Annotated in this window: 23 protein-coding genes; 21 read left to right on the forward strand and 2 right to left on the reverse strand. The window is 72.2% G+C overall.

The window, feature by feature from the left end:
• Positions 1-42 precede the first annotated feature (42 nt).
• The 4 genes from PKE79_RS15240 (at position 43) to PKE79_RS15255 (ending at position 5,276) form a co-directional block, all read left to right on the forward strand.
• On the forward strand, positions 43-678 hold the full coding sequence (locus PKE79_RS15240) for a TetR/AcrR family transcriptional regulator (protein ID WP_271174561.1): 636 nt from the start codon (positions 43-45) through the stop codon (positions 676-678).
• A gap of 80 nt (positions 679-758) precedes the next feature.
• Positions 759-2,342 carry a phenylacetate--CoA ligase family protein gene (locus tag PKE79_RS15245; protein WP_271174562.1) on the forward strand — a complete coding sequence of 528 codons (1,584 nt, stop codon included), beginning with the start codon at positions 759-761 and terminating at the stop codon, positions 2,340-2,342.
• A 1-nt stretch (position 2,343) separates the two neighbouring features.
• Positions 2,344-4,224: a GNAT family N-acetyltransferase gene (locus PKE79_RS15250; RefSeq protein ID WP_271174563.1), complete on the forward strand. Its 1,881-nt coding sequence runs from the start codon at positions 2,344-2,346 to the stop codon at positions 4,222-4,224.
• Positions 4,221-5,276 (forward strand): hypothetical protein, encoded by a 1,056-nt coding sequence (locus tag PKE79_RS15255; RefSeq protein WP_271174564.1) that lies wholly within the window; start codon positions 4,221-4,223, stop codon positions 5,274-5,276. Before PKE79_RS15250 ends, PKE79_RS15255 begins: the two co-directional genes overlap by 4 nt.
• A 269-nt stretch (positions 5,277-5,545) precedes the next feature.
• Here the strand turns inward: PKE79_RS15255 and PKE79_RS15260 are convergent, their stop codons facing one another.
• A complete protein-coding gene (locus PKE79_RS15260; protein WP_271174565.1) occupies positions 5,546-6,532 on the reverse strand; it encodes an o-succinylbenzoate synthase in 987 nt (328 codons plus the stop codon).
• A gap of 96 nt (positions 6,533-6,628) precedes the next feature.
• Between PKE79_RS15260 and PKE79_RS15265 the strand changes: the two genes are divergently transcribed.
• The 7 genes from PKE79_RS15265 to PKE79_RS15295 all read left to right on the forward strand — a co-directional run bounded on the left by PKE79_RS15265 (position 6,629) and on the right by PKE79_RS15295 (position 12,646).
• Complete coding sequence (locus PKE79_RS15265; RefSeq protein ID WP_271174566.1) at positions 6,629-6,970, forward strand: PadR family transcriptional regulator; 342 nt, start codon at positions 6,629-6,631, stop codon at positions 6,968-6,970.
• Between the two features lies 1 nt (position 6,971).
• Complete coding sequence (locus PKE79_RS15270; protein WP_271174567.1) at positions 6,972-7,931, forward strand: permease prefix domain 1-containing protein; 960 nt, start codon at positions 6,972-6,974, stop codon at positions 7,929-7,931.
• A 68-nt stretch (positions 7,932-7,999) separates the two neighbouring features.
• Positions 8,000-8,662: a DNA alkylation repair protein gene (locus PKE79_RS15275; protein ID WP_271174568.1), complete on the forward strand. Its 663-nt coding sequence runs from the start codon at positions 8,000-8,002 to the stop codon at positions 8,660-8,662.
• A 50-nt stretch (positions 8,663-8,712) separates the two neighbouring features.
• The gene (locus PKE79_RS15280) at positions 8,713-9,513 is read left to right on the forward strand and encodes an LLM class F420-dependent oxidoreductase (protein WP_271174569.1); all 801 of its coding nucleotides are present in this window, start codon (positions 8,713-8,715) and stop codon (positions 9,511-9,513) included.
• 97 nt (positions 9,514-9,610) lie between these two features.
• A complete protein-coding gene (locus PKE79_RS15285; RefSeq protein ID WP_271174570.1) occupies positions 9,611-10,519 on the forward strand; it encodes a 1,4-dihydroxy-2-naphthoyl-CoA synthase in 909 nt (302 codons plus the stop codon).
• A 13-nt stretch (positions 10,520-10,532) separates the two neighbouring features.
• Positions 10,533-11,681 carry an AMP-binding protein gene (locus PKE79_RS15290; RefSeq protein ID WP_271174571.1) on the forward strand — a complete coding sequence of 383 codons (1,149 nt, stop codon included), beginning with the start codon at positions 10,533-10,535 and terminating at the stop codon, positions 11,679-11,681.
• An 11-nt stretch (positions 11,682-11,692) separates the two neighbouring features.
• Complete coding sequence (locus PKE79_RS15295) at positions 11,693-12,646, forward strand: 1,4-dihydroxy-2-naphthoate polyprenyltransferase (protein WP_271174572.1); 954 nt, start codon at positions 11,693-11,695, stop codon at positions 12,644-12,646.
• A 235-nt stretch (positions 12,647-12,881) separates the two neighbouring features.
• Here the strand turns inward: PKE79_RS15295 and PKE79_RS15300 are convergent, their stop codons facing one another.
• Positions 12,882-13,160 (reverse strand): DUF4229 domain-containing protein, encoded by a 279-nt coding sequence (locus PKE79_RS15300; protein ID WP_271174573.1) that lies wholly within the window; start codon positions 13,158-13,160, stop codon positions 12,882-12,884.
• Between the two features lie 79 nt (positions 13,161-13,239).
• On the opposite strand from PKE79_RS15300, the gene PKE79_RS15305 reads away from it, so the two are divergent.
• From PKE79_RS15305 to arfA, 10 genes are all read left to right on the forward strand, one after another.
• Positions 13,240-13,614, forward strand: coding sequence for a PLD nuclease N-terminal domain-containing protein (locus PKE79_RS15305; RefSeq protein WP_271174574.1), 375 nt, complete (start codon positions 13,240-13,242; stop codon positions 13,612-13,614).
• A 1-nt stretch (position 13,615) separates the two neighbouring features.
• Complete coding sequence (menD, locus tag PKE79_RS15310; protein ID WP_271174575.1) at positions 13,616-15,304, forward strand: 2-succinyl-5-enolpyruvyl-6-hydroxy-3-cyclohexene-1-carboxylic-acid synthase; 1,689 nt, start codon at positions 13,616-13,618, stop codon at positions 15,302-15,304.
• 44 nt (positions 15,305-15,348) lie between these two features.
• On the forward strand, positions 15,349-16,218 hold the full coding sequence (locus PKE79_RS15315; protein WP_271174576.1) for a polyphosphate kinase 2 family protein: 870 nt from the start codon (positions 15,349-15,351) through the stop codon (positions 16,216-16,218).
• Between the two features lie 60 nt (positions 16,219-16,278).
• Positions 16,279-17,424, forward strand: coding sequence for a glycerate kinase (locus PKE79_RS15320; protein WP_271174577.1), 1,146 nt, complete (start codon positions 16,279-16,281; stop codon positions 17,422-17,424).
• 24 nt (positions 17,425-17,448) lie between these two features.
• Entirely contained in the window at positions 17,449-18,486 is a 1,038-nt protein-coding gene (locus tag PKE79_RS15325) for a LacI family DNA-binding transcriptional regulator (RefSeq protein WP_271174578.1), read from the forward strand.
• Between the two features lie 133 nt (positions 18,487-18,619).
• Complete coding sequence (locus PKE79_RS15330; protein ID WP_271174579.1) at positions 18,620-19,954, forward strand: ABC transporter substrate-binding protein; 1,335 nt, start codon at positions 18,620-18,622, stop codon at positions 19,952-19,954.
• Between the two features lie 55 nt (positions 19,955-20,009).
• Positions 20,010-20,936 (forward strand): carbohydrate ABC transporter permease, encoded by a 927-nt coding sequence (locus PKE79_RS15335; protein WP_271174580.1) that lies wholly within the window; start codon positions 20,010-20,012, stop codon positions 20,934-20,936.
• Positions 20,937-20,944: 8 nt separating this feature from the next.
• Complete coding sequence (locus PKE79_RS15340; protein ID WP_271174581.1) at positions 20,945-21,880, forward strand: carbohydrate ABC transporter permease; 936 nt, start codon at positions 20,945-20,947, stop codon at positions 21,878-21,880.
• A gap of 2 nt (positions 21,881-21,882) precedes the next feature.
• Positions 21,883-22,512: a DUF624 domain-containing protein gene (locus PKE79_RS15345; protein WP_271174582.1), complete on the forward strand. Its 630-nt coding sequence runs from the start codon at positions 21,883-21,885 to the stop codon at positions 22,510-22,512.
• A 50-nt stretch (positions 22,513-22,562) separates the two neighbouring features.
• Positions 22,563-24,056, forward strand: a complete 1,494-nt coding sequence (gene arfA, locus PKE79_RS15350) for an arabinosylfuranosidase ArfA (RefSeq protein WP_271174583.1) — start codon at positions 22,563-22,565, stop codon at positions 24,054-24,056.
• Positions 24,057-24,112: the final 56 nt, after the last annotated feature.

Here is a 24,112-nt window from a genome sequence, read left to right on the forward strand (position 1 = left end):
CGCGGGACGCGCCGATGGCGCGCTCCGCGGGAGGAGGCCGAGGTGGCAGAAGAGGTGCGGAGCGGGACGCGGAGCCGCGAGAACACGCGCGCGCGGCTGCTGGAGGCGGCTGCCGAGGTGTTCGCGGAGGTGGGGCTCGGCGAGGCGTCGGTCGAGCGCATCTGCGAGCGGGCGGGCTACACCCGCGGCGCGTTCTACTCGAACTTCGCCACGAAGGACGAGATGTTCCTCGAGCTCGCGAAGGTCGTCGCCCGCGACCGGGTGGCCGCGGCGCGGGCGCGTGTCGCCGAGATCGACGTCGCCGCGACGATCGGCGTCGAGGCCTCCGACGTCGCGGCGATCATCCGGGTCCTCGACGTGATCGGCGACGACCGGCTGAGCACGCTCCTCATGTACGAGATCAATCTCCACGCGATGCGCGACCGGGACTTCGCCGTCGCCTACGCGGTGCAGGAGCAGGAGATGGTCGACGAGGTCGTCCAGCTCATCGAGGAGGTCGTCGAGAACGAGCGGCTGGAGCTGCGTGTGACCTCGCTCGAGGCCGCGCGCATCATCCTCGCCGTGTGGGGCGACGTCTCGGGTCGTGCGGCCATCGCGGGCCTCGACGCGGACGCCGCGCGCGAGCTGCGCAGCGTGGAGGTCGGCCGCGTCGTGCAGCTGCTCATCGAGCGGTGCTGACCGTGCTTCAGCCGGGGGCCGCCGGGCGCTAGGTTTCTGCCCAGGGGTCCGCGTCGGGCGCGGACGGAGGGGGAGTCGTCGTGAGGCGCAGGCACAGCGGCCCGGGGCCGGCCGGACTCGAGGGGCCGGGCTCGGCTCTGCGGCAGACGCTCCTGCGGCTCTCGGCCAAGGCGATCACCGACCTCTACGAGCTGTACCGCATCCATCCGGTGGTCTGGCGGTGGACGGCGCGGCACTTCCAGCCCGGGATGGCGCGGTTCGCGAGGTTCAACGCGTGGATGATGTGCCAGCTCGCGAACCTCGACGTGCCGGCCTATCAGCGCCACCTCCGTGCGCACGGGTTCCGCTTCCGGTGGTTCCAGCTCGACAGCTTCCCCGAGACCGACAAGCACGGCTACGTCACGGCGCACTCGGAGGACGACCGCTGCTGGAACGGCGAGATCGACACGATCGGCACGGTCGTCGACGAGTCGTCCGGCTCGTCGGGCACGCCGTTCAACTGGATGCGCGGCCGCCACGAGCTGAAGACCATCCACAGCAACGTCGCGGGGTACGTGACGCTCCTGTTCGGCTCGAAGCGGCTGTTCTGCATCAACGCGTTCTCGATGGGCGCCTGGGCGACGGGGACGAACACCGGCCATGCGATGTCGAAGATCGCCATGGTGAAGAACACCGGTCCCGACCTCGACAAGATCGTCGACACCATCCGCCACTTCGGACCGCGCTTCGTGTATCTCGTGAGCGCGTACCCGCCGTTCCTCAAGCACCTCCGCGACCGGCTCGACCGCGAGGAGTGGTTCTCGTGGCGCGACTACCAGCTGAACGGGTTCGTCGGCGGCGAGGCCATGACGGAGGGCCTGCGCGACTACCTCGAGGTCTGCTTCGGACGCGTGTACTCGGGATACGGCGCGAGCGACCTCACGATCGGGATGGGCGGGGAGTCGGATGTCGCGGTGTGGCTGCGGCGGTCGATGTACGCCGACGAGCGGGTGCGCGAGCGGCTGCTCGGGCCCGATGAGACGCGCATCCCGATGGTGTTCCAGTACAACCCGCTCGAGACCTTCCTCGAGGTGAACGGCGCCGGCGAGCTCGTCGTCACGCTCAACTCGACCGCCGTCATGAGCCCCAAGCTCCGCTACAACATCGGCGACGAGGCGAAGCTCATCTCGCTCCCCGAGGTCTTCGACGCGCTCGCCTTCGACCCCGAGCTGCAGCGCGCGTTCCACCGGGCGTTCGCGGTGCAGCGCATGCGCCTGCCGTTCCTCTTCCTGTTCGGGCGGAAGGACTCCACGATCTCGTACATGGGCGCGAACCTCTATCCGATCGACATCGAGAACGGGCTCTACCGGGACAACCGGTTCGCGCCGCAGATCGAGTCGTTCAAGCTCGCGCTCGTCGACATCGGCGCGCACGAGCAGCGCCCGCTCGTGCATGTGCAGCTGCGCGAGGGAGCGGCCCTCGATGCGGCGGAGCGCGACGAGCTCGCGCAGGCTGCGCGGGGCGGGATCGTCGCGCACCTCGAGGCGGTCTCGCGCGACTTCGCGCAGTCGCTCGAGGAGGACCCGACAACCGCCGACATCCGCGTCGAGGTGCACGCGCACGGCACGGGGCCGTTCGCAGGCGGCGAGTCCAAGATCAAGAACGTCTATCTCGTGAAGGACTGACGTGTTCACCGAGGACTTCTCCCGCGCCCCCGTGCAGGGCCGCGCGGCCGCTCTCGTGATCGCCGAGGGCCGGTGCGCGGCGGGCCGCCGCGACGGCGTGACGTGGCGGCGCCGACTGCGTGACGGGTCGATCCGCGCCGAGCTCGTCCTGTTCTCGTCGGTCGCGGCCGCCGAGGCCGCCGCCCGCGCGCACCGCGGGCGCGTGCGGCTCCTCGTGGCCGAGCCGCGCGGCTACACGAACGGCGTGTGGCGCGCGGAGGACAGCGGGATGGCGCACAACGAGCGCTTCCACCCCGTCTCCACCGAGCTGCGCGACGGCCGGGAGCCGCCCGAGATCGCCGGGCCGGTGCGGCGTCCGCGACGGGAGCGCCGTCGCCCCGAGCCGCGTCGCTGGACGATCTTCGATGGGGAGTCGATGTTCCTCGGCGCGACGCGCTACCGCCATCCGCTCGCGTGGCTCGCCACGAACCGACACTGGTGGCCCATGGTCGCGAAGATGCACCGCATGCCCGGGACGGTGTGGCACGGCGTCTACGCCGAGTGGCCGTTCACGCTCGGCACGCTCGCGACCTATCGCACGCGCGACGACATGATGCGCTTCGCGCGCATGCCGGAGCATCGCCACCTCATGCAGTGGATCGTCCGCGACACGGTCAACGCGACGGGCGGCTTCATCCGGATCTTCTCCTCGCGCGGCGAGCTCGCGCGCCAGGCATCGGCGGCCGAGCAGGCGTCGGCCCGCGTTCCGGCGGATGGCCCAGGCGGCGACGATGGGGAGCGGCTGCGCCTCGAGCGGGTCGAGACCGAGGCGCAGCTGCAGGAGTTCCTCGCGGTGTCGCGCCGCGGCGACCCCGCGCACCTCGCGGTGCCGCTCCTCGAGGACGTGGTGCGCGCGTGGTTCGACGGGTCGGCGGCGGCGGATGGCCGCACCGAGCTGCTCCTCGCACGCCGCGGCGACGAGACGGTGGGGCGCACGACGATCCACGCCGACCGCGCGCTCGACGAGAAGCTCGGCACGCGCGCGACGCTCTTCGGGGCGACCTGGGCGGCGACGCCCGACGACCTCCGGGCCCTGCTCGAGCTCATCGCGGATCGCGGGCGGCGCGACGGCAGCGCCGAGGTGATCGGCCCCGTCTCGCTGCTGCCGAACCAGACCGGCGGGGTGATCACGAGCGGATTCGACGAGCCCGGCTTCTTCGACGGGGCCTGGAATCCGGACTGGGTCCCGCGCGTGTACGAGGAGGCGGGCTTCGCGGTCTGGAACGCATCCGACACCTGGATCGCCGACCTCGATGCCGCTCCCGCGCCATCCGCCCCGTCGGCCGAGGAGCTCGCCGCCGCGGGCATCCGGATCCGGCGCGCGTCGCGCGTGCGGTTCGCGCGCGACGTGGCCTGGCTGCGGACGCTCGTCAACGCCGCCTTCGCGCAGCTGCCGTACTACACCGAGATCTCGCGCGCGCAGATGCGCGACGCGACGAGCGGGCTCGTCGGGCTCATGGACCCAGGGCTGTGGCTCTTCGCCGAGGACGCGCGGACGGGCGAGCCGGTCGGCTTCGTGCTCGTCGTGCCCGACCCGGTCGACGTGCTGAGGGGATCCGGCGGCCGCGTCGGGCCGCGCGAGGCCCTTCGACTGCTGCGCGGCGGGCGCGGCCGCGACGCCGTGCTCGTCATCCACGGCGTCGTGCCCGAGCGCCAGGGGCGGGGCATCGCCGGGCTTCTCTGGCGCGCCGTCGCCGAGCGGCTCCGCGAGGGCGGCTACCGCATCCTGCGGACGACGTACATCGGGCGCGAGAACGCGGCCTCGGCCCGACCCATCGAGCGGCTCGGCGGCCGTCCGCTGCACGGGACGGCCTTCTACCGCCGCCGGCTGGAGGAGTCATGACCGATCTTCGCGACATCGTCGCGGCGGCGTCGAGCGCGCCGTCCGCGCACAACACGCAGCCGTGGGAGGCCCGCATCCGCTCGGACGCGATCGAGCTGGGCGTCGCGGAGGGGCGCACGCTCCGCGTGGGCGACCCCACCGGACGCGACACCGTGCTCGCGCTCGGCGCGTGGACCGAGGCCGCCGCCGCCGCGGCGCGTGCACGCGGGCGCGCGCTCGACGTGCAGACCCTGCCGGCCCTCGCGGACCCCGCGGTGATCGTCCGCGCCGAGCGCCGCGACCCGGTCGCACGTCTCACGCTCGGTGGCGAGGTGCCCGTGCAGCGCACGGCTCTGGATCGGCGGCTCACCTATCGCGGGGCCGTGCGGCGCGTGCCCGGCTTCCTCGAGGCCGCGTCTGCCGTCGTGCCGCCGTGGATCCGGCTCGTGCCCATCGCCGCGGGCGACCTGCGCCGGCTGTCGGCACTGGGCACAGCCGACACGCTCACCCGGCCCGGCGTCGCGGAGGAGCTCGCCTCCTGGCTGAGGCTGTCGCCGCAGCACCCCCGCTATGGCCTCGACGGGCTGAGCGACCGCGTGCTCCTCCTGCCGCCGCGCCTCGCGGCACTCGCCGCGCCGTTCACGCGACGCCGCCGGCTGCGCGACGGCGCGGCCCGCGTGGCGCGCATCGGCGGCGACCTCGTGCGCCGCGTGCTGCTCGAGGTGCCGGTGCAGGCCGCAGGGGAGGCCGCCGACGCGGACCACTTCGTGCTCGTCGTGGAGTCGGACGAGCTCGACCTCGGCACCGGCGCCGCGCTCACGCGGATCCTCAACTCGCCGCTCGGCCTGCCCGCGGAGACGGTGTTCGAGGCCGGCCGCGCGCTCATGCGGGTGTGGCTTCTCGCCGCGGAGCGCGGCATCGCGTTCGCGCCCCACTCGGAGGTGCTCGACTCTGCACTCGCCCAGGGCGAGCTGCAGTACCGGCTCGGGCTCGGGCGCCGCACGGTGCCGCTCTTCGTCACATCGGCCGGGCGGCCGCTGGCGGTGCCGCCGCGCTCGCCGCGTCTCGGCTGATCTCGTCCGCAGAGCGACCGCGACGTCGTCCGGGTCGCAGTTGGCGTCGGTATCGGCGTCTGTGGGGATGGAAGTTGCGACCTGGGTGGGGTGGTGTGTGGTTCGGGTCGCGGTTTCCGTCGGTGTCGGCGTCTGTGGGGACGGGAGTTGCGACCTGGGTGGGGTGGTGTGTGGTTCGGGTCGCGGTTTCCGTCGGTATCGGCGTCTGTGGGGACGGGAGTTGCGACCTGGGTGGGGTGGTGTGTGGTCCGGGTCGCCGTTGGCGTCCGCTACGTCAGGAGCGCGTGGCAGCGGGTGATACGGGCGCGCCACCACTGCTCGCGCTCGGCGGATGCCCCGTGCGCGTCGAGCAGGGAGGGATCCGGCTCCGGCCGGGTGACGGGGATCGCGCCGCCTGAGGGAACGAGGGGCGGATCGACGACGTCGGCCGCGAGCAGTGCGGTCGTGCCGAGGCCGCAGTCGTATGCCAGGTCAGGGAGAGCTGCGGCGAGGGCCGCGCCCTGCGCGAGGCCGATCGACGTGTCGAGGGCGCTCGAGACGACCGCGGGGAGCCCAGCCGCCTGAACGATGTCGAGGGCGCGCCTCGTGCCGCCCAGGGGCTGCGCCTTCACGACGAGGATGTCGGCCGCTCCCGCGCGGGCGACCCGCAGCGGGTCGGCCGCCTTCCGCACGCTCTCGTCGGCCGCGACCGGGATGTCCCAGTCATGCAGCCGCCGTCGGATCTCGGCGAGTTCGTCGACGCTCGCGCACGGCTGCTCCGCGTACTCGAGGTCGAACTCGGAGAGGGCGTGGAGGGCCCGCTCGGCCTCGTCGACGTTCCAGCCGCCGTTCGCGTCGACGCGGATGCGCGCCTCGACACCCAGAGCCTCGCGCGCGGCCCTCACGCGGGCGACGTCGTCGTCGAGCGTCTGCCCGCGCTCGGCGACCTTGACCTTCGCCGTGCGGCATCCGTCATAGCGGGCGAGGATGGCGGCGACGTCTGCGGCGGCGACGGCGGGCACCGTCGCGTTGACGGGGATCGAGGATCGATGCGCCGCGGGCTGCGGGTTCCACGCGAAGTCGATCGCCGCCGCGAGCCAGGTGCTCGCCTCCTCGTCGTCGTACTCGAGGAAGGGGGAGAACTCGGCCCACCCCTCCGGCCCCTCGAACAGCGCGGCCTCGCGGTGGTCGACACCCCGGAACCGCGTCGCGAGCGGGAGCGAGACGATGCGCGTGCTCGCGAGGATCTCGGCGAGCGGGGGCAGCGGAGCGGTCATGGGACCATCCTGCCCCTCGCCGCCGGACGCAGCGTGTGCGACCCGGGTCAGTAGTGTCTATTGCAATAGTGTGTGTCGCACAGTAATGTGAAGCGCATGAGCGAGAACGAGGCCTTCGAGACGCACCTGCAGGAGCTCCGGCGCGGCACGATCGTGCTCGCGTGCCTGCAGCTCCTGCGGGACGCGGGCTACGGGTACGGGCTGCTCGAAGACCTCGAACGCCACGGCTTCGCGACCGACGCCAACACGCTGTACCCGCTGCTGCGTCGCCTCGAGAAGCAGGGACACCTCACGAGCGAGTGGAACACCGACGAGGCGCGGCCGCGCAAGTTCTACCGCACGTCGGCGGCGGGCATCCGCCTCGCCGAGACCCTCACCGGCGAGTGGCGCGCGCTCACCGCCTCCATCGCCTCCCTCACCGATCCTTCGGAGGACTGACATGACCGGCTACACCGAGCGGTACATCGCCGCCGCCATCCGCACGCTCCCGCCCACCGCCCAGGGCGACGTCCGCGATGAGCTCCAGGCATCGATCGCCGACGCGATCGACGCGCGCGTCGACGCGGGACAGCCGTTCGTCGACGCCGAGCGCGCCGTGCTCACCGAGCTCGGCGACCCCGACGTGCTGGCGGCGCGCTACGCCGACCGGCCCCTGCAGCTCATCGGCCCGCGCTACTACCTCGTGTGGTGGCGGCTCCTCAAGCTCCTGCTGTGGATCGTCATCCCGTGCGCCATGGTCGGCCATGCGATCGCCCTCGTGCTCACGAAGCGTGCGGCCGGCTTGGACGCGAGCGCGAACCTCATCGGGGAGGTGATCGGCGGGTCGATCGCGCTCGGCCTCTCCGTGGGGGTCCATGTCGCGTTCTGGACGACGCTCGTGTTCGCGATCCTCGAGCGTACGGGCACCGACACCGGCGTGCGGTGGAGCGTCGATCAGCTGCCCGAGCCGGGCGGCGACGGCACGGGGCGCAGCGACCTCATCGCGTCGCTCGTCCTGCTCGGCGCGCTCGCGGGGGCCATCCTCTGGGACAGCGCGGTCGGGTTCGCGCGGACGCCCGAGCGATGGATGCCCGTGCTCGACCAGCGACTGTGGCCCTGGGGGATCGCGTGGCTGTTCGCGACCCTCGTGCTGTCGGCGCTCGTCGCGATCGCGGTGTATGCGAAGGGGCGGTGGACGAGCGCGCTTGCCGCGCTGAACGCGGTCGCCGCTCTCGCCTTCGCGGTGCCGGCCCTCGTGCTGCTCGTGCAGGACGGTCTGCTGAGCCCCGCGTTCACCGCGACGTTCCTGCCGGGCGCGGCGCTCCCGGTCACGAAGGCGGTCCTCGGGATCGTGATCATCGCCGTCGCGGGGTGGTCGATCGTCGACGGCTTCGTGAAGGCCCGTCGCGCAGCGCGCTGACTGAGAAGGGCGCCTCGCCGGCGGGCGGTGCGCCCCTCCGGTGCACGGGCGACCGGTACCATGCCCGCATGGCGCTGACTGCCGATGCCCTCGTCGCCGAGCTCGAGGCGGCGGCGGATCCTCTCGCGCACCCGAACCGCCACTACCGCGGCGACGCCCGGGTCATGGGCGTGCGGATGGGCACGGTCTTCGACATCGCGAAGGCCTTCGCCGCGCTGCCGCTCGATGAGATCGGCCGGCTGCTCGACGAGGATCCCTACGAGGCGCGCCTGGCGGCCTTCTGCGTCCTGGACTTCGCCGTCCGATCTCCGCGCATGGCCGACGCCGACCGGGCGTCATGCTTCCGCCTCTACCTCGACCGGCATGATCGCATCGACTCGTGGGACATGGTCGACCGCGCGGCGCCGCGCGTCGTCGGAGGATTCCTGCGGGAGCGCCCGCGTGACATCCTCTTCGATCTCGCGGCGTCGCCGGACCCGCTCCGGCGGCGCACGGCCATGACCGCGCCGCTCGCGTACACGCGACCGCCGCACCCTGCGGGCATCGACGACCTCCTCCGCCTCGCCGAGCTGCTCGCGGACGACCCCGATCCGCTCGTCTCGAAGCCGGTCGGCATCGCCCTCAAGCACGCCGGGGCCGCCGCGCCCGACGCGGTGCAAGCCTTCCTGGAGCGGGTGGGGGAGCGCCTCCCGGCGTCCGTCCGGAGAGAGGCGCGCGCCAAGCTCCCGTGAGCGGCCTGCCGTCCGAGCCCGCACCATCCGCGCGCCCATAGGCTGGCCACATGCCTCTTCTCGACACCCCGGTCCGACTCGGCGTCCAGATCGCGCCGCAGCACTCCTCCTACGCCACGATCCGCGACGCGGTCTCCCTCCTCGAGGACATGGGCGTCGACATCCTCTTCAACTGGGACCACTTCTTCCCGCTCTCGGGCGACCCCGAAGGCACGCACTTCGAGGCCTGGACGATGCTCGCCGCGTGGGCCGAGCAGACCGAGCGCGTCGAGTTCGGCTGCCTCGTGAACTGCAACTCGTACCGCAACGCGGATCTCCAGGCCGACATGGCCCGGACCGTCGACCACATCTCCGCGAAGGGCGGCGAGACCGGGCGCTTCATCTTCGGCACGGGAGCCGGATGGTTCGAGCGCGACTACGACGAGTACGGCTACGAGTTCGGCACCCCGGGCACGCGCCTGAAGGACCTCGCCGCGGGGATGGAGCGGATCGAGCGCCGCTGGGACGCGCTCAACCCGGAACCGACGCGGCGGATCCCCGTGCTCATCGGCGGCAAGGGCGAGCAGAAGACGCTGCGCCTCGTCGCGAGGCACGCGGACATCTGGCACAGCTTCACGGAGGGCGAGGAGCTCGCGCGCAAGCTCGATGTGCTCGCGAGCTGGGGTGAGAAGGAGGAGCGCGACCTGTCGCAGCTCGTCGTCTCGAACGAACTCAAGGGGCGCGACGAGGCGAAGGCCGATGAGCTCTTCGCGGCCGGCGTGCGCCTGTTCACGCTCGGGATCAGCGGCCCCGAGCTCGACTTCGACCTCGTGCGGCGCTGGCTCGCCTGGCGCGACGCGAAGAACGGCTGAGGCGCGACGGGTTCGCCGCGAAACGCGGCGAACCCGAGCCCGTTCGCCGCGAAACGCGGCGAACCGCCTCCCCGGGCCCCGGAATAGGCTGGTCCACGTGAGCGACGCCTTCGTATCCGACCTGTTCGACCCCGCCGAGTGGGACGCCGCGCCCGGCTCCGAGGACTACCGGGACATCACGGCGCACGTGTCGAAGGACGGCCGCATCGCGCGGATCGCGATCGACCGGCCGGAGGTGCGCAACGCGTTCCGTCCGGCGACGGTTGACGAGCTCTACCGCGCTCTCGACCTCGCGCGCACCGACCCGCGCATCGGCGTCGTGCTCCTCACGGGCAACGGCCCAAGCCCCAAGGACGGCGGATGGGCGTTCTGCTCGGGCGGGGATCAGCGCATCCGCGGCCGCGACGGGTACAAGTACTCCGAGGACGAGACGTCGGTCACGGACTCCGCGCGCGCGGGGCGGCTTCACATCCTCGAGGTGCAGCGGCTCATCCGCTTCATGCCGAAGGTCGTCATCGCCGTGGTCCCCGGCTGGGCCGCAGGAGGCGGGCACTCCCTCAACGTCGTGTGCGATCTCTCGATCGCGTCGGAGGACGCGAAGTTCAAGCAGACGGATGCCGACGTCGGCTCGTTCGATGCGGGATACGGCTCGGCGTACTTCGCGCGGCAGATCGGCCAGAAGTTCGCGCGCGAGATCTTCTTCCTCGCCGAGACCTACTCGGCGCAGCGGGCGTACGAGATGGGCGCAGTCAACCGCGTCGTCCCGCACGCGGAGCTCGAGCGCGAGGCGATCGCGATGGCCCGGACCATCCTCGGGAAGTCGCCCACGGCCATCCGCATGCTGAAGTACGCCTTCAACGCGGTCGACGACGGCCTCGTCGGGCAGCAGCTCTTCGCGGGCGAGGCGACGCGTCTCGCCTACGGCACCGACGAGGCGGTCGAGGGCCGCGACGCGTTCCTCGAGAAGCGGGATCCCGACTGGGCGCCGTTCCCGTGGCACTTCTGATCCGGATGGCGCGGTGAAGCTCGAGCGCTTCGCGGGCGACGACCCGCGCGACCTCCTGCGGGCTCTGCGCAGCGCGCTCGGGGCGGGCCCCGCGATCGCCGTGGGGGCGGCGGATGGCCTGCCCGCGGATGTCCCGGCGGGCACCGCGGTCGTCCTCACGACCTCGGGCTCGACAGGGGTGCCCAAGAGCGTCGTCCTGTCGCGGCACGCGCTCACCGCGAGCGCCCTCGCGACGCGCGAGCGGATCGGCGCGGGGCAGTGGCTCCTGCCCCTCGCGCCGACGTACATCGCCGGCGTCCAGGTGCTCGTGCGCGGGCTCGTCGAGGGCACCGAGCCTGCGGTGCTGTCCGGGCGGTTCTCCGCGCGGGCCTTCGCGCATGTCGTCTCGGGCATGCGATCGTCGCGTGGCGGCGAGCGCGTGCCGACCTACACATCCCTCGTGCCCGCGCAGCTGCAGACCCTCGTCGATGCCGCGGCCGAGAGCGCCGAGGTGCAGCGCGCGCTCGCGTCGTTCGAGGCCATCCTCGTCGGCGGGCAGGCCCTGCCGGTCGCCCTGCGCGAGCGCGCGGCCGAGCTCGGTGCGCGGATCGTCCGCACCTACGGCTCGACCGAGACGAGCGGCGGCTGCGTGTACGACGGCGTGCCGCTCGACGGCGTCCGCGTCGCCGAGGTCGGCGGCGAGCTGCGGATCGCGGGCCCCGTGCTCGCCGACGGCTACCTCGACGCCGAGCTCACGGCGCGCACCTTCGCGACGGATGGCGACGGCATCCGCTGGTACCGGACGGGCGACGCGGGAGCGGTCGCGGATGGCGCGGTGTCGGTCACGGGCCGGATCGACAACGTCATCGTCTCCGGCGGCGTGAACGTCTCGCTCGACCGTGTCGAGCGCGCCGTCCGCGAGCTGCCCGGTCTCGCCGACGCGGTCGTCGTCGGCGCGCCCGACGAGCGCTGGGGAGAGACGCCCGTCGTCGTCGCGACGCGCAGAGCGGAGGACGCGCCGTCGCTCGACGTCGTGCGCGCGGCCGTCGCAGCGGCCGTCGGGAAGCCGGCCAGGCCCTCGCGCCTCGTCCTCGTCGACGCGCTGCCGCGGCTCGCCTCCGGCAAGCCCGACCGTCAGGCCATCCGGAGCCTCGTGCGCGGTCAGGGCGAGCCTGCGTCGTAGGATCGGAAGCCGTGGCACAGGCGAAGAACCGCAGGAAGAACGTCAGCGGCAACCCGGCGAAGCGCGGCAGCGTCGTCGCCCCTCCGCCGAAGCCCGTCACGCTCGGAGACTGGATCGGCGCGGCGCGACTGCGCACGCTGCCGCTCGCGATCACCCCGGTCGTCATCGGAACGGGCGCCGCCGTGCTCGTCGGCGACCTCTTCCACTGGGTCATCGCGCTCGCGTGTCTCGTCGTCGCGGTCGCGCTGCAGATCGGCGTGAACTTCGCCAACGACTACTCCGACGGCGTCCGCGGCACGGATGACCACCGCGTCGGCCCGGCACGGCTCACCGCGTCGCGACGCGTGTCCGCGAAGTCGGTGCTCGTCGTCGCCCTCGTCTTCTTCGGGATCGCCGCGGTGGCCGGGCTCGCCATCGTCATCCGCACGCAGCAGTGGTGGATGCTCGCGGTCGGCGCGGTCTGCATCGTCGCCGCCTGGTTCTACACGGGCGGCAAGCGCCCCTACGGCTACAACGCTCTCGGCGAGGTGTTCGTGTTCGTGTTCTTCGGGCTCGTCGCGACGCTCGGGACGACGTGGGTGCAGGCGCTCGCCCTCCCGCAGGAGGCGTGGTTCGGCGCCGTGGCAGCGGGCTTCCTCGCGTGCGCGGTGCTCCTCGCGAACAACCTCCGCGACATCGACCAGGACCGAGCGGCCGGCAAGCGGACGCTCACGGTGCTCATCGGCAAGCGCGCGACGCAGGCGCTCTTCACGGCGCTCGTCGCGCTCGCGTTCGCGATCGCCGTGTACCTCGCGTTCTTCTATCCGATCGCGTGGCTCGCGCTGCTCGCGCTCCTGGCGGTCGGACCGGCCATCCTCATCGTGTGGACGTATCAGACCGCGCGCGAGCTCATCCTCGCGCTCGCCCTCACGTCGCTCGGGTCGCTCGCGTACGGCGTCTTCCTCGCCTGGGCCTTCGTCGGCTGAGCCCATCCGCATGTCTCACTCGCCGCGGCTTAGACCGGGCCATTCCGGCAGAGCGTGAGACACGCACCGCCGGGAGGGAGACTCCCACTCTGCATGTCTCACTCGCTGCGGCTTAGACCGGGCCGTTCTCGCCGGCAGTGAGACACGCACCGCCTGGCGTGAGACATGCACGGCAGAGCGTGAGACACGCACGGCCTGGAGCGAGACATGCACCCGCGGGACGCCGCGGGGCGCGTCACGCGCCGGTGGCGGAGTCCTCGGCCTCGGCGTCGAGCTCGGCGGCGGAGCGGCGGCGCGACTGCTTCTGCTGACGCGACGCGTACAGCCCCGTCGAGACGTCGTCGAGCGGGCGACGCAGGAGGAGGATCGACAGGCTCAGCCCGATGAGCGCCGCGAAGATCGCCGCGAGCCACCACAGCTGCTGGAAGACGGGGAAGATCATCAGCACGCCGAACGGCACGAGGAACGCGAGCAGACGCAGCACCGAGTAGACGACGACAGACCGGATCTTCACGCTGACATCCTACGGAGCGTCGTCTGAGGGAATCCGGGGCACCCGGGCCGCTCCCGGTTCCCCCGCCTAGGATGTGAGGATGGCCCGCGCTCTCATCGTCCTGGCGGTCGCCGCTGCTGTGTTCTGGGTGTTCAGCATCGTCGACTGCTCGGTGCAGCCGCCGTCGCGTCACCGCGGCGTCTCGAAGCGCGCATGGATCGCCATCGTCGTCCTCATCCCCGTCATCGGCGGGATCCTCTGGTTCGTCATCGGGCGCACACGCCCCGACGCGCAGCGCCAGCGCCCGATCGCGCCGGACGACGACCCGACCTTCCTCGGCACCGTGCGGCCGATCCCCGACCAGGACGAGCGCATCCGCCAGCTCGAGGAGGAACTCGCCCGGCTTGACGCCGAGGACGACCCGACCCGCGACGACAAGCGCGACGATCCCGACGGCGACGGACGCCTCCGCTGACATGCCGGACGCCATCGCCTCCCCGGCCTCCGCGGCCGCGTGGCGGCTGCTCGACGAGCTCGTCCGCGGCGGGGTCTCGCACGTCGTCCTGAGCCCGGGGTCGCGGTCGCAGGCGCTCGCGCTCGCCGCGGCGCGTCTCGAGCGCGAGGGGCGCATCCGCCTGCACGTCCGCATCGACGAGCGGGTCGCGGGGTTCACGGCGCTCGGCATCGGCCGCGAGCTCGGCGTGCCGGCTGCGGTCGTCTGCACGTCGGGGACGGCGGTCGCGAACCTCCTCCCGGCCGCCCTCGAGGCGCACCACTCGGGCGTGCCCCTGCTCCTCCTCACCGCGGATCGGCCGCCCGAGCTGCGCGGCGTCGGCGCGAACCAGACCACGCGGCAGCCGGGCCTCTTCGACGCGCTCGCGCGGTTCGCGACGGATGCCGAGACGCCGACGGGCGCGGATGGCGAGGGCGAGCGGATGGCGCGGCTCGCGGCGCTCGCGCTCGCGCACGCGACGGGGCGGGCGGGAGACGCCGTGCCGGGCCCTGTTCACCTGAACCTGCCGTACCGCGAGCCGCTCGCGGGCGCCATCCCGGAGCCGGACGGGGAGCCGGGGCTGTCGGCAGACGTCCCCCCGAGCGCACGCGCGCGCACGACGACGATCCTGCCGCGCGGCCCGCGGACGGTCGTCGTCGCGGGCGAGGGCGCGGGCGCTGACGCCGAGCAGCTCGCGCACGAGGCGGGCTGGCCGCTCGTCGCGGAGATCGTGAGCGGCGCGCGGTTCGGTCGGCGGATCATCCACGGCTACCGCGCTGCGCTGCGCGACCCCGAGCTGGGCGGCCGCGTCGAGCGGGCGGTCGTGCTCGGCCATCCGACCCTGAGCCGCGAGGTCGCCGCGCTCCTGTCCGACCCCGCGGTCGACGTCGTGGCCGTCCGCCGTGGGGGCGAGGAGCTGAACCTCAACGGCCGCACGCGCCCCGCCGACGCCGTCGCGGTCGAGGACGGACCCGTCGACGACGCGTGGCTGGGCGCGTGGATGCGCTTCTCGCACGCGCATGCCGCCGACCTCGACGCGCCCGCGCCCGACCTGCCCGGGCTGCGCTCGGCGGATCCGCACGAGCGCCTCGACGCCGTGCGCGCCGAGCTCGACGCCGTGCGGCGGCCCCTCGACCGTGCGCAGCTCGTGTCGGCAGTTTGGGCGGCGACCTGGCCGCACGACCGGCTCGTCTTCGGGTCGTCACGGCTCGTGCGGGTCGCCGACGCGCTGCTGCCGGGCAAGAAGGTGCCTGTGCACGCGAACCGCGGGCTCGCCGGCATCGACGGCACGGTCGCCACGGCGATGGGCGTCGCGCTCGCGAGCCAGGGCCCGGACCGGCCGGGCGTCACCCGCGTCCTGCTCGGCGACCTCGCCTTCCTCCACGACGCCGGCGCGCTCCTCCTGCCCGATTTCGAGGACGAGCCGCGTGTGCAGGTGATCGTCGGCAACGACCGCGGCGGAACGATCTTCGACGGGCTCGAGGTCGCGGCGACGGCCTCCGACGAGGACATGACGCGTGTGCTCTACACGCCGCAGTCCGCCCGCATCGAGCAGCTCGCCGCGGCGTACGGGTGGGAGCACCACCGCGTCACGACGCGCGGCGCGCTCGACCAGGCGCTCACCTCGACCGTCGGCCGCCGCCGGATCATCGAGGTCCCGCTCGCGCGCTGACCCGCCCTGGCGCCGCGGCGACCGTGCGCGGCAGGATGGGGACCATGATCGCGAAGAGCCAGGTGAAGTGGACCGAGGACGCGCTGACCGCGCTCCGAGCCCCGGCGGGGTTCCGCCTGGCCGATCTCGATCCGGACGCGACCCCGGGCTACGCGGGCGACAAGAAGGACGGCGCTGTCGACCTCGCCTCCGGTCTGACGCAGCTGGCCGAGTACCAGGAGCGCCTCTACGCCGAGAGCCACGGCGGCGACGGCCGCGACAGCGTGCTGCTCGTCCTGCAGGCGATGGACTCGGCGGGCAAGGGCGGCATCGTGCGCCACGTCGTCGGCGGCGTGGATCCGCAGGGGATCGAGCTCGTCGCCTTCAAGGCGCCGTCACCCGAGGAGCTCGAGCACGACTTCCTCTGGCGCATCGAGCAGCGCGTGCCGCGCCCGGGCTTCATCGGGGTCTTCGACCGCTCGCACTACGAGGACGTGCTCATCGGGAGGGTCCGCGCCCTCGCGCCGGCGGACGAGATCGAGCGGCGCTACGACGCGATCAACGCGTTCGAGAAGCGCCTCGTCGAGCAGGGCACGCGCATCGTGAAGGTCATGCTGCACATCTCCTACGACGAGCAGGGCGAGCGGCTCATGGAGCGCCTCGAGCGCCCGGACAAGCACTGGAAGTACAACCCCGGCGACGTCGACGAGCGCGCGCAGTGGCCCGCCTACCAGGAGGCGTATCAGACGGTCTTCGACCGCACCTCGACCCCCGAGGCCCCGTGGTACGTCGTCCCGGCGAACCGCAAGTGGTATGCGCGGCTCGCCGTTCAGGAGCTCCTCCTCGAGACGCTCGAGCAGATCGACCCGCAGTGGCCGGCCGCCGACTTCGACGTCGAGGCCGAGAAGGCGCGGCTGCGCGCGACCATGCGCTGACCGCGCGACGGCGGATGGCCGCGGTCCGTGCGCGCTCCGCGGATGCGGGAGGATGGGGGCATGGCTCGCATCGTCATCGCACCGGACAGCTTCAAGGGCACGATCGCGGCGGCCGATGTCGCCGCGGCGCTCGCCGCGGGATGGACAGCGGTGCGCCCCGACGACGAGATCGTCGCGCGGCCGATGGCCGACGGCGGCGAGGGCACCCTCGCCGCGTTCGCGGAGGCCGTCCCCGGAGCCGTGCGCGTGCCCATCCGCGTGACCGGGCCGTCGGGGTTCGCCGTCGACGCGTCGTGGCTGCGGCTGCCCGCGACCGACGCCGCCCCGGGCGGCATCGGCGTCGTCGAGCTCGCATCGACCTCGGGCATCGAGCTGCTGGGCGACGCGCGTCGTCCGTGGGAGGCGTCGACGCTCGGCTTCGGGCAGGCGATCGCGGCCGCCCTGGACGCCGGCGTCTCGCAGCTCGTCCTCGGCATCGGCTCGAGCGCGTCGACCGACGGCGGAACGGGCCTGCTCACCGCACTCGGCGCGCGCTTCACGGACGCGTTCGACACGTCGATCGCGCCCGGGGCATCGGGCCTCGACGACGTCGCGAAGGTCGACCTCTCTCGGCTGCGCCCGCTGCCGGAGGGCGGGGTCCAGGTGCTCTGCGACGTCACGAACCCGCTGCTCGGCGGCCGGGGCGCGGCGGCCGTGTTCGGCCCGCAGAAGGGCCTCGACGAGGAGGGCGTCGCGCGCGCTGACGCGGGCCTCGCGCGCCTCGTGGATGTGCTGCGCGGCGTGAGCGGCGACACCGTCGCCGGCTCGCTCGCGCGCGTCGCCGACCCCGAGGAGGCCGGCGCGGGTGCCGCGGGCGGCGCGGGCTACGGGCTGCTCGTGTGGGGCGCCGAGATCGTCCCGGGAGCGGAGCGCGTGGCGGAGCTCACCGGCCTCGGCGACGCGATCGCCGGCGCCGATCTCGTCGTGACGGGCGAGGGCTCGTACGACGGCCAGTCCGCCTCGGGCAAGGCGCCCGCGCACGTCTCGGCTCTCGCCGAGGCCGCGGGCGCACGCGTCGCGATCGTGGCCGGGCGCATCGCCGCCGACACGTCGGGGCTCTGGCGCGCCCTCTCGCTCACCGAGCTCGCGGGGTCATCCGAGGCGGCGATCGCCGACCCCGCGACACACCTGCGCGCGGCCGGATCCGCGCTCGCGGAGGCGCTGTGAGCGGCGCGGGGGAGGAGGGGCGCCATGGCCGCCACCCTGCGTGATGTCGCGGAGCTCGCCGGCGTCTCGATCAAGACGGTCTCCAACGTCGTGCGCGGCTACAAGCACGTCAAGGAGTCGACGCGGACGGCCGTGCTCGCGGCGATCGAGCAGACCGGCTACCAGCCGAACATCTCCGCGCGCAGCCTGCGGATCGGGCGCAGCGGCGTCATCGGCCTCGCGCTGCCGGAGCTCGCCCTGCCGTACTTCGCCGAGCTCGCGGGAGCCGTGATCTCGGAGGCGAAGGAGCACGGGGTCACGGTGCTCATCGAGCAGACCGGCGCCGAGCTCGACGCCGAGTACGACGTGCTGCGCAGCCCGAGCCTCCAGCTGACCGACGGGCTCATCTTCAGCCCGCTGGCGATGAGCCAGGACGACGTCGCGCGCCTCGAGGTCGACTACCCGCTCGTCATCCTCGGCGAGCGCATCTTCGATCCGCCCTGCGACCACGTCGTCATGGACAACGTGGTCGCCGCGCGCGCGGCCACCGAGCACCTCATCGCGGCCGGATGCCGGCGGATCGCCGCCATCGGCGCGCACCTCGGCGAGGACCAGGGCTCCGCGGCCCTGCGCCTGCGCGGATACCGCGAGGCGCTCGAGGCGGCCGGCCTGCCCTACGACGAGAGCCTCGTCGGCTACGTCGGCCTCTGGCACCGCCTGGACGGCGCGCAGGCGATGCACGAGGTCCTCGCGCGCGGCGTCGCCGTCGACGGCGTCTTCGGCATGAACGACACGCTCGCGTTCGGCGCGCTCCGCGCCCTGCAGGACGAGGGGCGCCGCGTGCCCGACGAGGTCAAGATCATCGGCTTCGACGACCTCGACGAGACCCGGTACACGGCGCCCTCCCTCTCGACCGTCGACCCCGGGCGCCTCCAGATCGCCCAGCAGGCGGTGCGGGTGCTGCTGTCGCGCATCGAGGAGCGCCGCTCGGGCGGCGCTGCAGCGGCTCCGCGCCGCTACACGACGCCGTTCCGGATCGTCGAGCGCGAGTCGACCCGGCGCGCCGACGCCCCCGCTGCCTGACGGCGCCGCGTCGTCTTGACGTCGTGGGGTCGGCGGTCTATCTTTACAACGTTGGCTTTACAACGTTGGAAACCAGGCTCGGAGAAGAGCGTTTCGAGCGGCGCTGTCGCCGCCTGAGAAGAAGGAGGTCGCGATGGCGAGGAAGATCGCGATCGCGGGGATGACCGCCGTGCTGGCGATCGCCGCGCCGGTGCTCGGCGGCTGCGCCGCTGCGCAGGACGAGGACACCCTGACGTTCATGTTCCGCGGCGGACCCGCCGAGGAGGAGGCGTACACCGCCGCCATCGAGCAGTACGAGGCCGACACCGGCATCGACGTCGAGATCATCATGACGACGGCCGACGAGTACGCGACGAAGCTCCGTGCGGCGATCGTCGGCGGCCAGGTGCCCGACGTGTTCTACATCGATCCGGGCAGCGTCGAGTCCTACGTGAACGCGGGGGTGATCCAGGACATCACGGAGTACGTCGAGGCGTCCGACGCGATCGACCTCGACAACATGTGGGATTACGGCATCGACTCGTACCGCTACGACGGCGAGAAGCTCGGGCAGGGGCCGCTCTACGCGCTCCCCAAGGACGTCGGCCCGTTCTCGTTCGGCTACAACGCGACGATGCTCGACGCCGCGGGCGTCGAGCGGCCCGACCCCGACGACCCGTACACGTGGGAGGAGTGGGTCGAGGTCCTCAAGGCGATCACGAAGGACACCGACGGCGACGGCGAGCTCGACCAGTGGGGCACGGGCCTCAACGTGGTCTGGAACCTGCAGTCGTTCGCGTGGTCGAACGGCGCCGACTGGATCGACGAGGACGCCGAGAGCGTCACGGTCGACACCCCCGAGTTCGCCGAGGCGCTGCAGTTCTTCGCGGACCTGCAGAACGTCCACGCCGTGACGCCCTCGGTCGCCGAGGCGCAGACGCTCGACACCTACCAGCGCTGGATGCAGGGCGAGATCGGGTTCTTCCCCGTCGGCCCGTGGGACGTCCCGATCTACAAGGACCTCCCCTTCGAGTGGGACCTCATCCCGTGGCCGGTCGGCGAGACGGGGGAGACCGCGTCCTGGATCGGCACCCTGGGCATCGCCGTGTCGGCCTCGACCGCGAACACCGAGGCGGCCGTCGACCTGGCCGCGTACCTGTCGGCGGACCGCGAGACGCAGCAGGCGCTCGTCGACGCGGGCGTGCAGATCCCCAACCTCATCGACATGGCCGAGGAGTACGCGGCCGACGACTCCACCATGCCGGCCAACAAGGAGGAGTTCTTCCAGGTCCTGCAGGACTACGGCCGCGCGCTGCCCGCCACCTACACGTACAACGCGCAGTGGTACGACGAGCTCTTCACGAACATCCAGCCGGTCATCGACGGCAAGGTCACGGCCGAGGAGTACCTCGCGCAGGCGCAGCCGAGGATGCAGGAGTTCCTCGACATGGCCAACGACCAGTCCGAGATGGCGAGGACCGGCGGATGATCGCGGCGCCGCTGCCCCTGCCCTCCCTCTCCCTGTCGAACGAAGGAGCTCGACGATGACCACCACCTCCGCCGTCGCCCCGCCCAGGGCGACCCGCCGGCGCAGCGCGCTGCATCGGCGCGAGCACCGGGCGGCCGCGCTCTTCGTGGCGATCCCCGTGATCGGGTTCCTCGCGTTCGTCGCGTACCCGCTCGTGTTCGCCGCGGCGACGTCGTTCACGAACTGGAACGGCATCACGGCCCCCGCGCCCAACGGGATCGCCAACTACGTGCGCATGCTCGGCGACGAGTACTTCTGGAAGTCGCTCGGCAACACCGTCTTCCTCATGCTCGGCATCCCGCTCGGGCTCATCCTGTCGCTCCTGCTCGCGCTCGCGATGAACCGCAAGATGCGCGGCACGACGTTCTTCCGGACGATCTACTACATCCCGGTCATCTCCTCGATCGCGGCCATCGCCATCCTCTGGCAGTGGGCGTACAACGGCGACTTCGGTCTCGTGAACCAGGCGCTCGCGTACGTCGGCATCGACGGGCCGAACTGGCTGCAGGATGCCGCGACCGCGAAGCCCGCGATCATCCTCATGACCGTGTGGAAGGGCCTCGGCTACTCGATGCTCCTCTACCTCGCGGCGCTGCAGTCCGTTCCCCGGCAGCTGTACGAGGCGGCGAGCCTCGACGGGGCGTCGGCGTTCCAGCAGTTCCGCGCGATCACCGTGCCGATGCTGCGGCCCGTGACCTTCTTCCTCGTCGTGACCAACATCATCGGCGGAGCGCAGATCTTCGTCGAGATCAACATCATGACCCCGACGGGAGGCCCGGAGTTCTCCACGGCCACGATCGTCTGGTACATCTGGCGCCAGGCGTTCGAGTACCTCAACATGGGCTACGCGACGGCGATGTCGATCGTCCTCGGCATCCTCGTGTTCGTCGTCACGGCCATCCAGTTCGCGCTCAACCGGCGCAGCACGTTCTCGATCGAGTGAGGCCGACGATGACCGCTCTCCAGACCCCCACCCCGACCACGACGCAGAGCCTGTCGACGCGCGCGCTCGTGCAGCCGCAGAAGGGCGGCCGCCGCCCCGAGGGCAGCCGCACGCGCCGCTCCCGCCTCGGCAACGTGATCGTCGCGATCATCCTGTCGCTCGGCGGCATCACGATGGTCGCTCCGCTCCTGTGGATGCTCACGACCTCGCTCAAGACCCGCGAGGCCGTGTTCTTCCTGCCGCCGCAGTGGATCCCCGACCCCGTGCAGTGGGACAACTACGTGCGCGTGTGGACGGCCGGGCCGCTCCTCACGGGCATCGCCAACAGCGCGATCGTCGCCGTGAGCGTGACGCTCATCGGCGGTGCCGCGTCGGCGCTCGCGGCCTACGCGTTCGCCAAGATGCGCCTGCCCGGCAAGGGAGCGCTGTTCCTGTCGCTGCTCGCGGCGATCATGATCCCGTTCCCGACGCTCATGATCCCGCAGTTCCAGATGTTCGCCCGCGCGGGCCTCGTCGACACCCTCTGGCCGCTCATCCTGCCCGGGATCTTCGGGAACATCGTCATGGTGTTCTTCCTGCGCCAGTACCTCGACACGGTGCCCGACTCGATCATCGAGGCGGCCGTGATCGACGGCGCGAGCCACTTCACGATCTTCTGGCGCCTGATCTTCCCGATCATCCGCCCGGCGATCGCGGCGCAGTTCATCCTGTGGTTCATGGCCGTGTGGAACGACTACCTCGCGCCGATCATCTACCTCAACTCGCCCGAGGTGCAGACCCTGCAGCTCGTGATCGCGCGCTTCAACGCGACGTACGCGAGCCAGACCGACTATCCGCTCATCATGGCGGCGTCGTGCATCGCGCTCGTGCCGGTCCTCGCGGTCTTCGTGATCTTCCAGAAGCAGATCATCGAGTCGATCGCCCTCACGGGATCGAAGGGCTGATCGTGGCGACGACGGATGTCCGGGGCGCGGCAGGCGAGGAGGCGATCGGATGGTCGGGGCGCGTCATGGACGTGCTCGGCCACGTCTCGCGGCTGCTGCTCGTGCAGGGGCTGTGGTTCGGGGGCGCGCTCGCCGGCCTCGTCGTGCTCGGCGTCTTCCCGGCATCCGTCGCCGCCGTGCGCGCGCTCGAGGCGCCATCCGCGTCGGTCCGCGCGTTCGTCGCGGCCTATCGCGAGGCGTTCGGGCGCGCGAACCTCGTCGGCGCCGGGTTCCAGGTCGCGTGGCTCGTCATCGCGCTCGACGTCGCCGTGTCGTCGTCGCTGCCGGCGGGCGTCGCGTCGGCCGCCCTCGCGGCCGTCACGATCGTGGGCGCCGTCTCCGCCGTGTCGGCGGCGTACGCCGTCGTCGCCCTGGCCCGTGCGCCGCAGGCGACGACCCGCACCGTCCTGCGGTTCGCGGTCGTGGCGCCCTGGCTGACCCCGGGCCGGGCCCTCGTCGTCCTCGCCGCGCTCGGCGCCGTCGCCGCGGCGCTCCTGACCGCACCGCCCATCGCGCTCCTCTTCGGAGCGAGCGCGCCGCTCCTCGTCCACGCGGCCCTCATCGGCCCCGCCGTCGACCGCGCGACCGCGTGACATCATGGCCGGCACCGGCCACCCCCTGAGAGAGAAACCGAGAGGTACGCATGTCCACCGCGAGCATTCGCATCGACCCCGAGGCCGTCGTCGCACCGATCGACCGCCGCATCTTCGGCTCGTTCGTCGAGCACCTCGGTCGCTGCGTCTACGACGGCATCTACGAGCCCGGCCATCCGCAGGCCGATGAGAACGGCTTCCGGAAGGACGTCACCGCCCTCGTGAAGGAGCTCGGCGCGACGACCATCCGCTATCCGGGCGGCAACTTCGTGTCGGGCTACCGGTGGGAGGACGGCGTCGGGCCGCGGGAGAGCCGCCCCGTCCGCCGCGACCTCGCCTGGCACGCGCTTGAGACGAACCAGATCGGCCTGAACGAGTTCGCCTCGTGGCTCCAGGAGATCGGCAGCGAGCTCATGCTCGCGGTGAACCTCGGCACGCGCGGCATCCTCGAGGCGCTCGACCTGCTCGAATACGCCAACCACCCGTCGGGCACCGCGCTCAGCGACCTGCGCGCCGCGCACGGCTACCCCGAGCCGTGGGACATCCGGATGTGGTGCCTCGGCAACGAGATGGACGGCCCCTGGCAGACCGGCTACATGACGGCCGACGACTACGGCAAGCTCGCTGCGCGCACCGCGCAGGCGATGAAGGCCGCGCAGAAAGACCTCGAGCTCGTCGTGTGCGGGTCGTCGGGATCGTCGATGCCGACCTTCGGGGAGTGGGAGCGCACCGTCCTCGAGCACGCGTACGACTACGTCGACTTCGTCTCGTGCCACGCCTACTACCAGGAGTTCGACGGCGACCTCGACTCCTTCCTCGCGTCTGCCCTCGACATGCGCTACTTCATCGAGACGGTCGTGACGACGGCCGACGCGGTGGGGCATCGGCGCAAGACCGACAAGAAGATCATGCTGTCGTTCGACGAGTGGAACATCTGGTACCTCAAGGAGCACCAGGAGTCCGACGAGGTCAACGAGACCTGGCCGATCGCTCCGCGCCAGCTCGAGGACGTGTACTCGGTCGCGGACGCGGTCGTCTTCGGCAGCCTGCTGATGACGCTGCTCGAGCACCACGACCGCGTGCGCTCGGCCTCGCTCGCGCAGCTCGTCAACGTGATCGCGCCGATCATGACCGAGCCGGGCGGCGACGCGTGGCGCCAGACGACGTTCTTCCCGTTCTCGGTCACCTCGCGCCTCGCGCAGGGCCGCGTGCTCAAGCCGCGCGTCGAGGCCGGGACGGTCACCTCGAAGAAGTACGGAGAGGCATCGGCGGTCGACGCGGTCGCGACCGACGGCGACGAGGGCTCGGCGGTGTTCCTCGTGAACCGCTCGCGCGAGGCCGTCGACGTGACGATCGACGTCTCGGGTCTGGGGCGCGCGGCGGTGGCGGAGGCCGTCACGCTGTGGGATGACGACGTGTACGCGAAGAACACGATCGACGACCAGGAGCGGGTGGGGCTCAAGCCCCTCGACGCCCGGCTCGACGGCGGCACGCTGCGGGTGCGGCTCGAGCCCGTGTCGTGGTCGGCCATCGCGCTGCGCTGAGCCGCGCTACGGTCGGGAGGGCGGGGCGCGGATGCGCCCCGCCCTCAATAACGCTA

Source organism: Microbacterium barkeri, from assembly GCF_027921765.1.
Lineage (GTDB): Bacteria > Actinomycetota > Actinomycetes > Actinomycetales > Microbacteriaceae > Microbacterium > Microbacterium barkeri.

Bases quoted from the DNA above. Each gene is read 5' to 3' on its own strand.
- PKE79_RS15255 (WP_271174564.1), top strand. From the start codon at position 4,221: ATGACCGATCTTCGCGACATCGTCGCGGCGGCGTCGAGCGCGCCGTCC.
- PKE79_RS15260 (WP_271174565.1), bottom strand. From the start codon at position 6,532: ATGACCGCTCCGCTGCCCCCGCTCGCCGAGATCCTCGCGAGCACGCGC.
- PKE79_RS15265 (WP_271174566.1), top strand. From the start codon at position 6,629: ATGAGCGAGAACGAGGCCTTCGAGACGCACCTGCAGGAGCTCCGGCGC.
- PKE79_RS15270 (WP_271174567.1), top strand. From the start codon at position 6,972: ATGACCGGCTACACCGAGCGGTACATCGCCGCCGCCATCCGCACGCTC.
- PKE79_RS15275 (WP_271174568.1), top strand. From the start codon at position 8,000: ATGGCGCTGACTGCCGATGCCCTCGTCGCCGAGCTCGAGGCGGCGGCG.
- PKE79_RS15280 (WP_271174569.1), top strand. From the start codon at position 8,713: ATGCCTCTTCTCGACACCCCGGTCCGACTCGGCGTCCAGATCGCGCCG.
- PKE79_RS15305 (WP_271174574.1), top strand. From the start codon at position 13,240: ATGGCCCGCGCTCTCATCGTCCTGGCGGTCGCCGCTGCTGTGTTCTGG.
- menD (WP_271174575.1), top strand. From the start codon at position 13,616: ATGCCGGACGCCATCGCCTCCCCGGCCTCCGCGGCCGCGTGGCGGCTG.
- PKE79_RS15315 (WP_271174576.1), top strand. From the start codon at position 15,349: ATGATCGCGAAGAGCCAGGTGAAGTGGACCGAGGACGCGCTGACCGCG.
- PKE79_RS15320 (WP_271174577.1), top strand. From the start codon at position 16,279: ATGGCTCGCATCGTCATCGCACCGGACAGCTTCAAGGGCACGATCGCG.
- PKE79_RS15325 (WP_271174578.1), top strand. From the start codon at position 17,449: ATGGCCGCCACCCTGCGTGATGTCGCGGAGCTCGCCGGCGTCTCGATC.
- PKE79_RS15330 (WP_271174579.1), top strand. From the start codon at position 18,620: ATGGCGAGGAAGATCGCGATCGCGGGGATGACCGCCGTGCTGGCGATC.
- PKE79_RS15335 (WP_271174580.1), top strand. From the start codon at position 20,010: ATGACCACCACCTCCGCCGTCGCCCCGCCCAGGGCGACCCGCCGGCGC.
- PKE79_RS15340 (WP_271174581.1), top strand. From the start codon at position 20,945: ATGACCGCTCTCCAGACCCCCACCCCGACCACGACGCAGAGCCTGTCG.
- arfA (WP_271174583.1), top strand. From the start codon at position 22,563: ATGTCCACCGCGAGCATTCGCATCGACCCCGAGGCCGTCGTCGCACCG.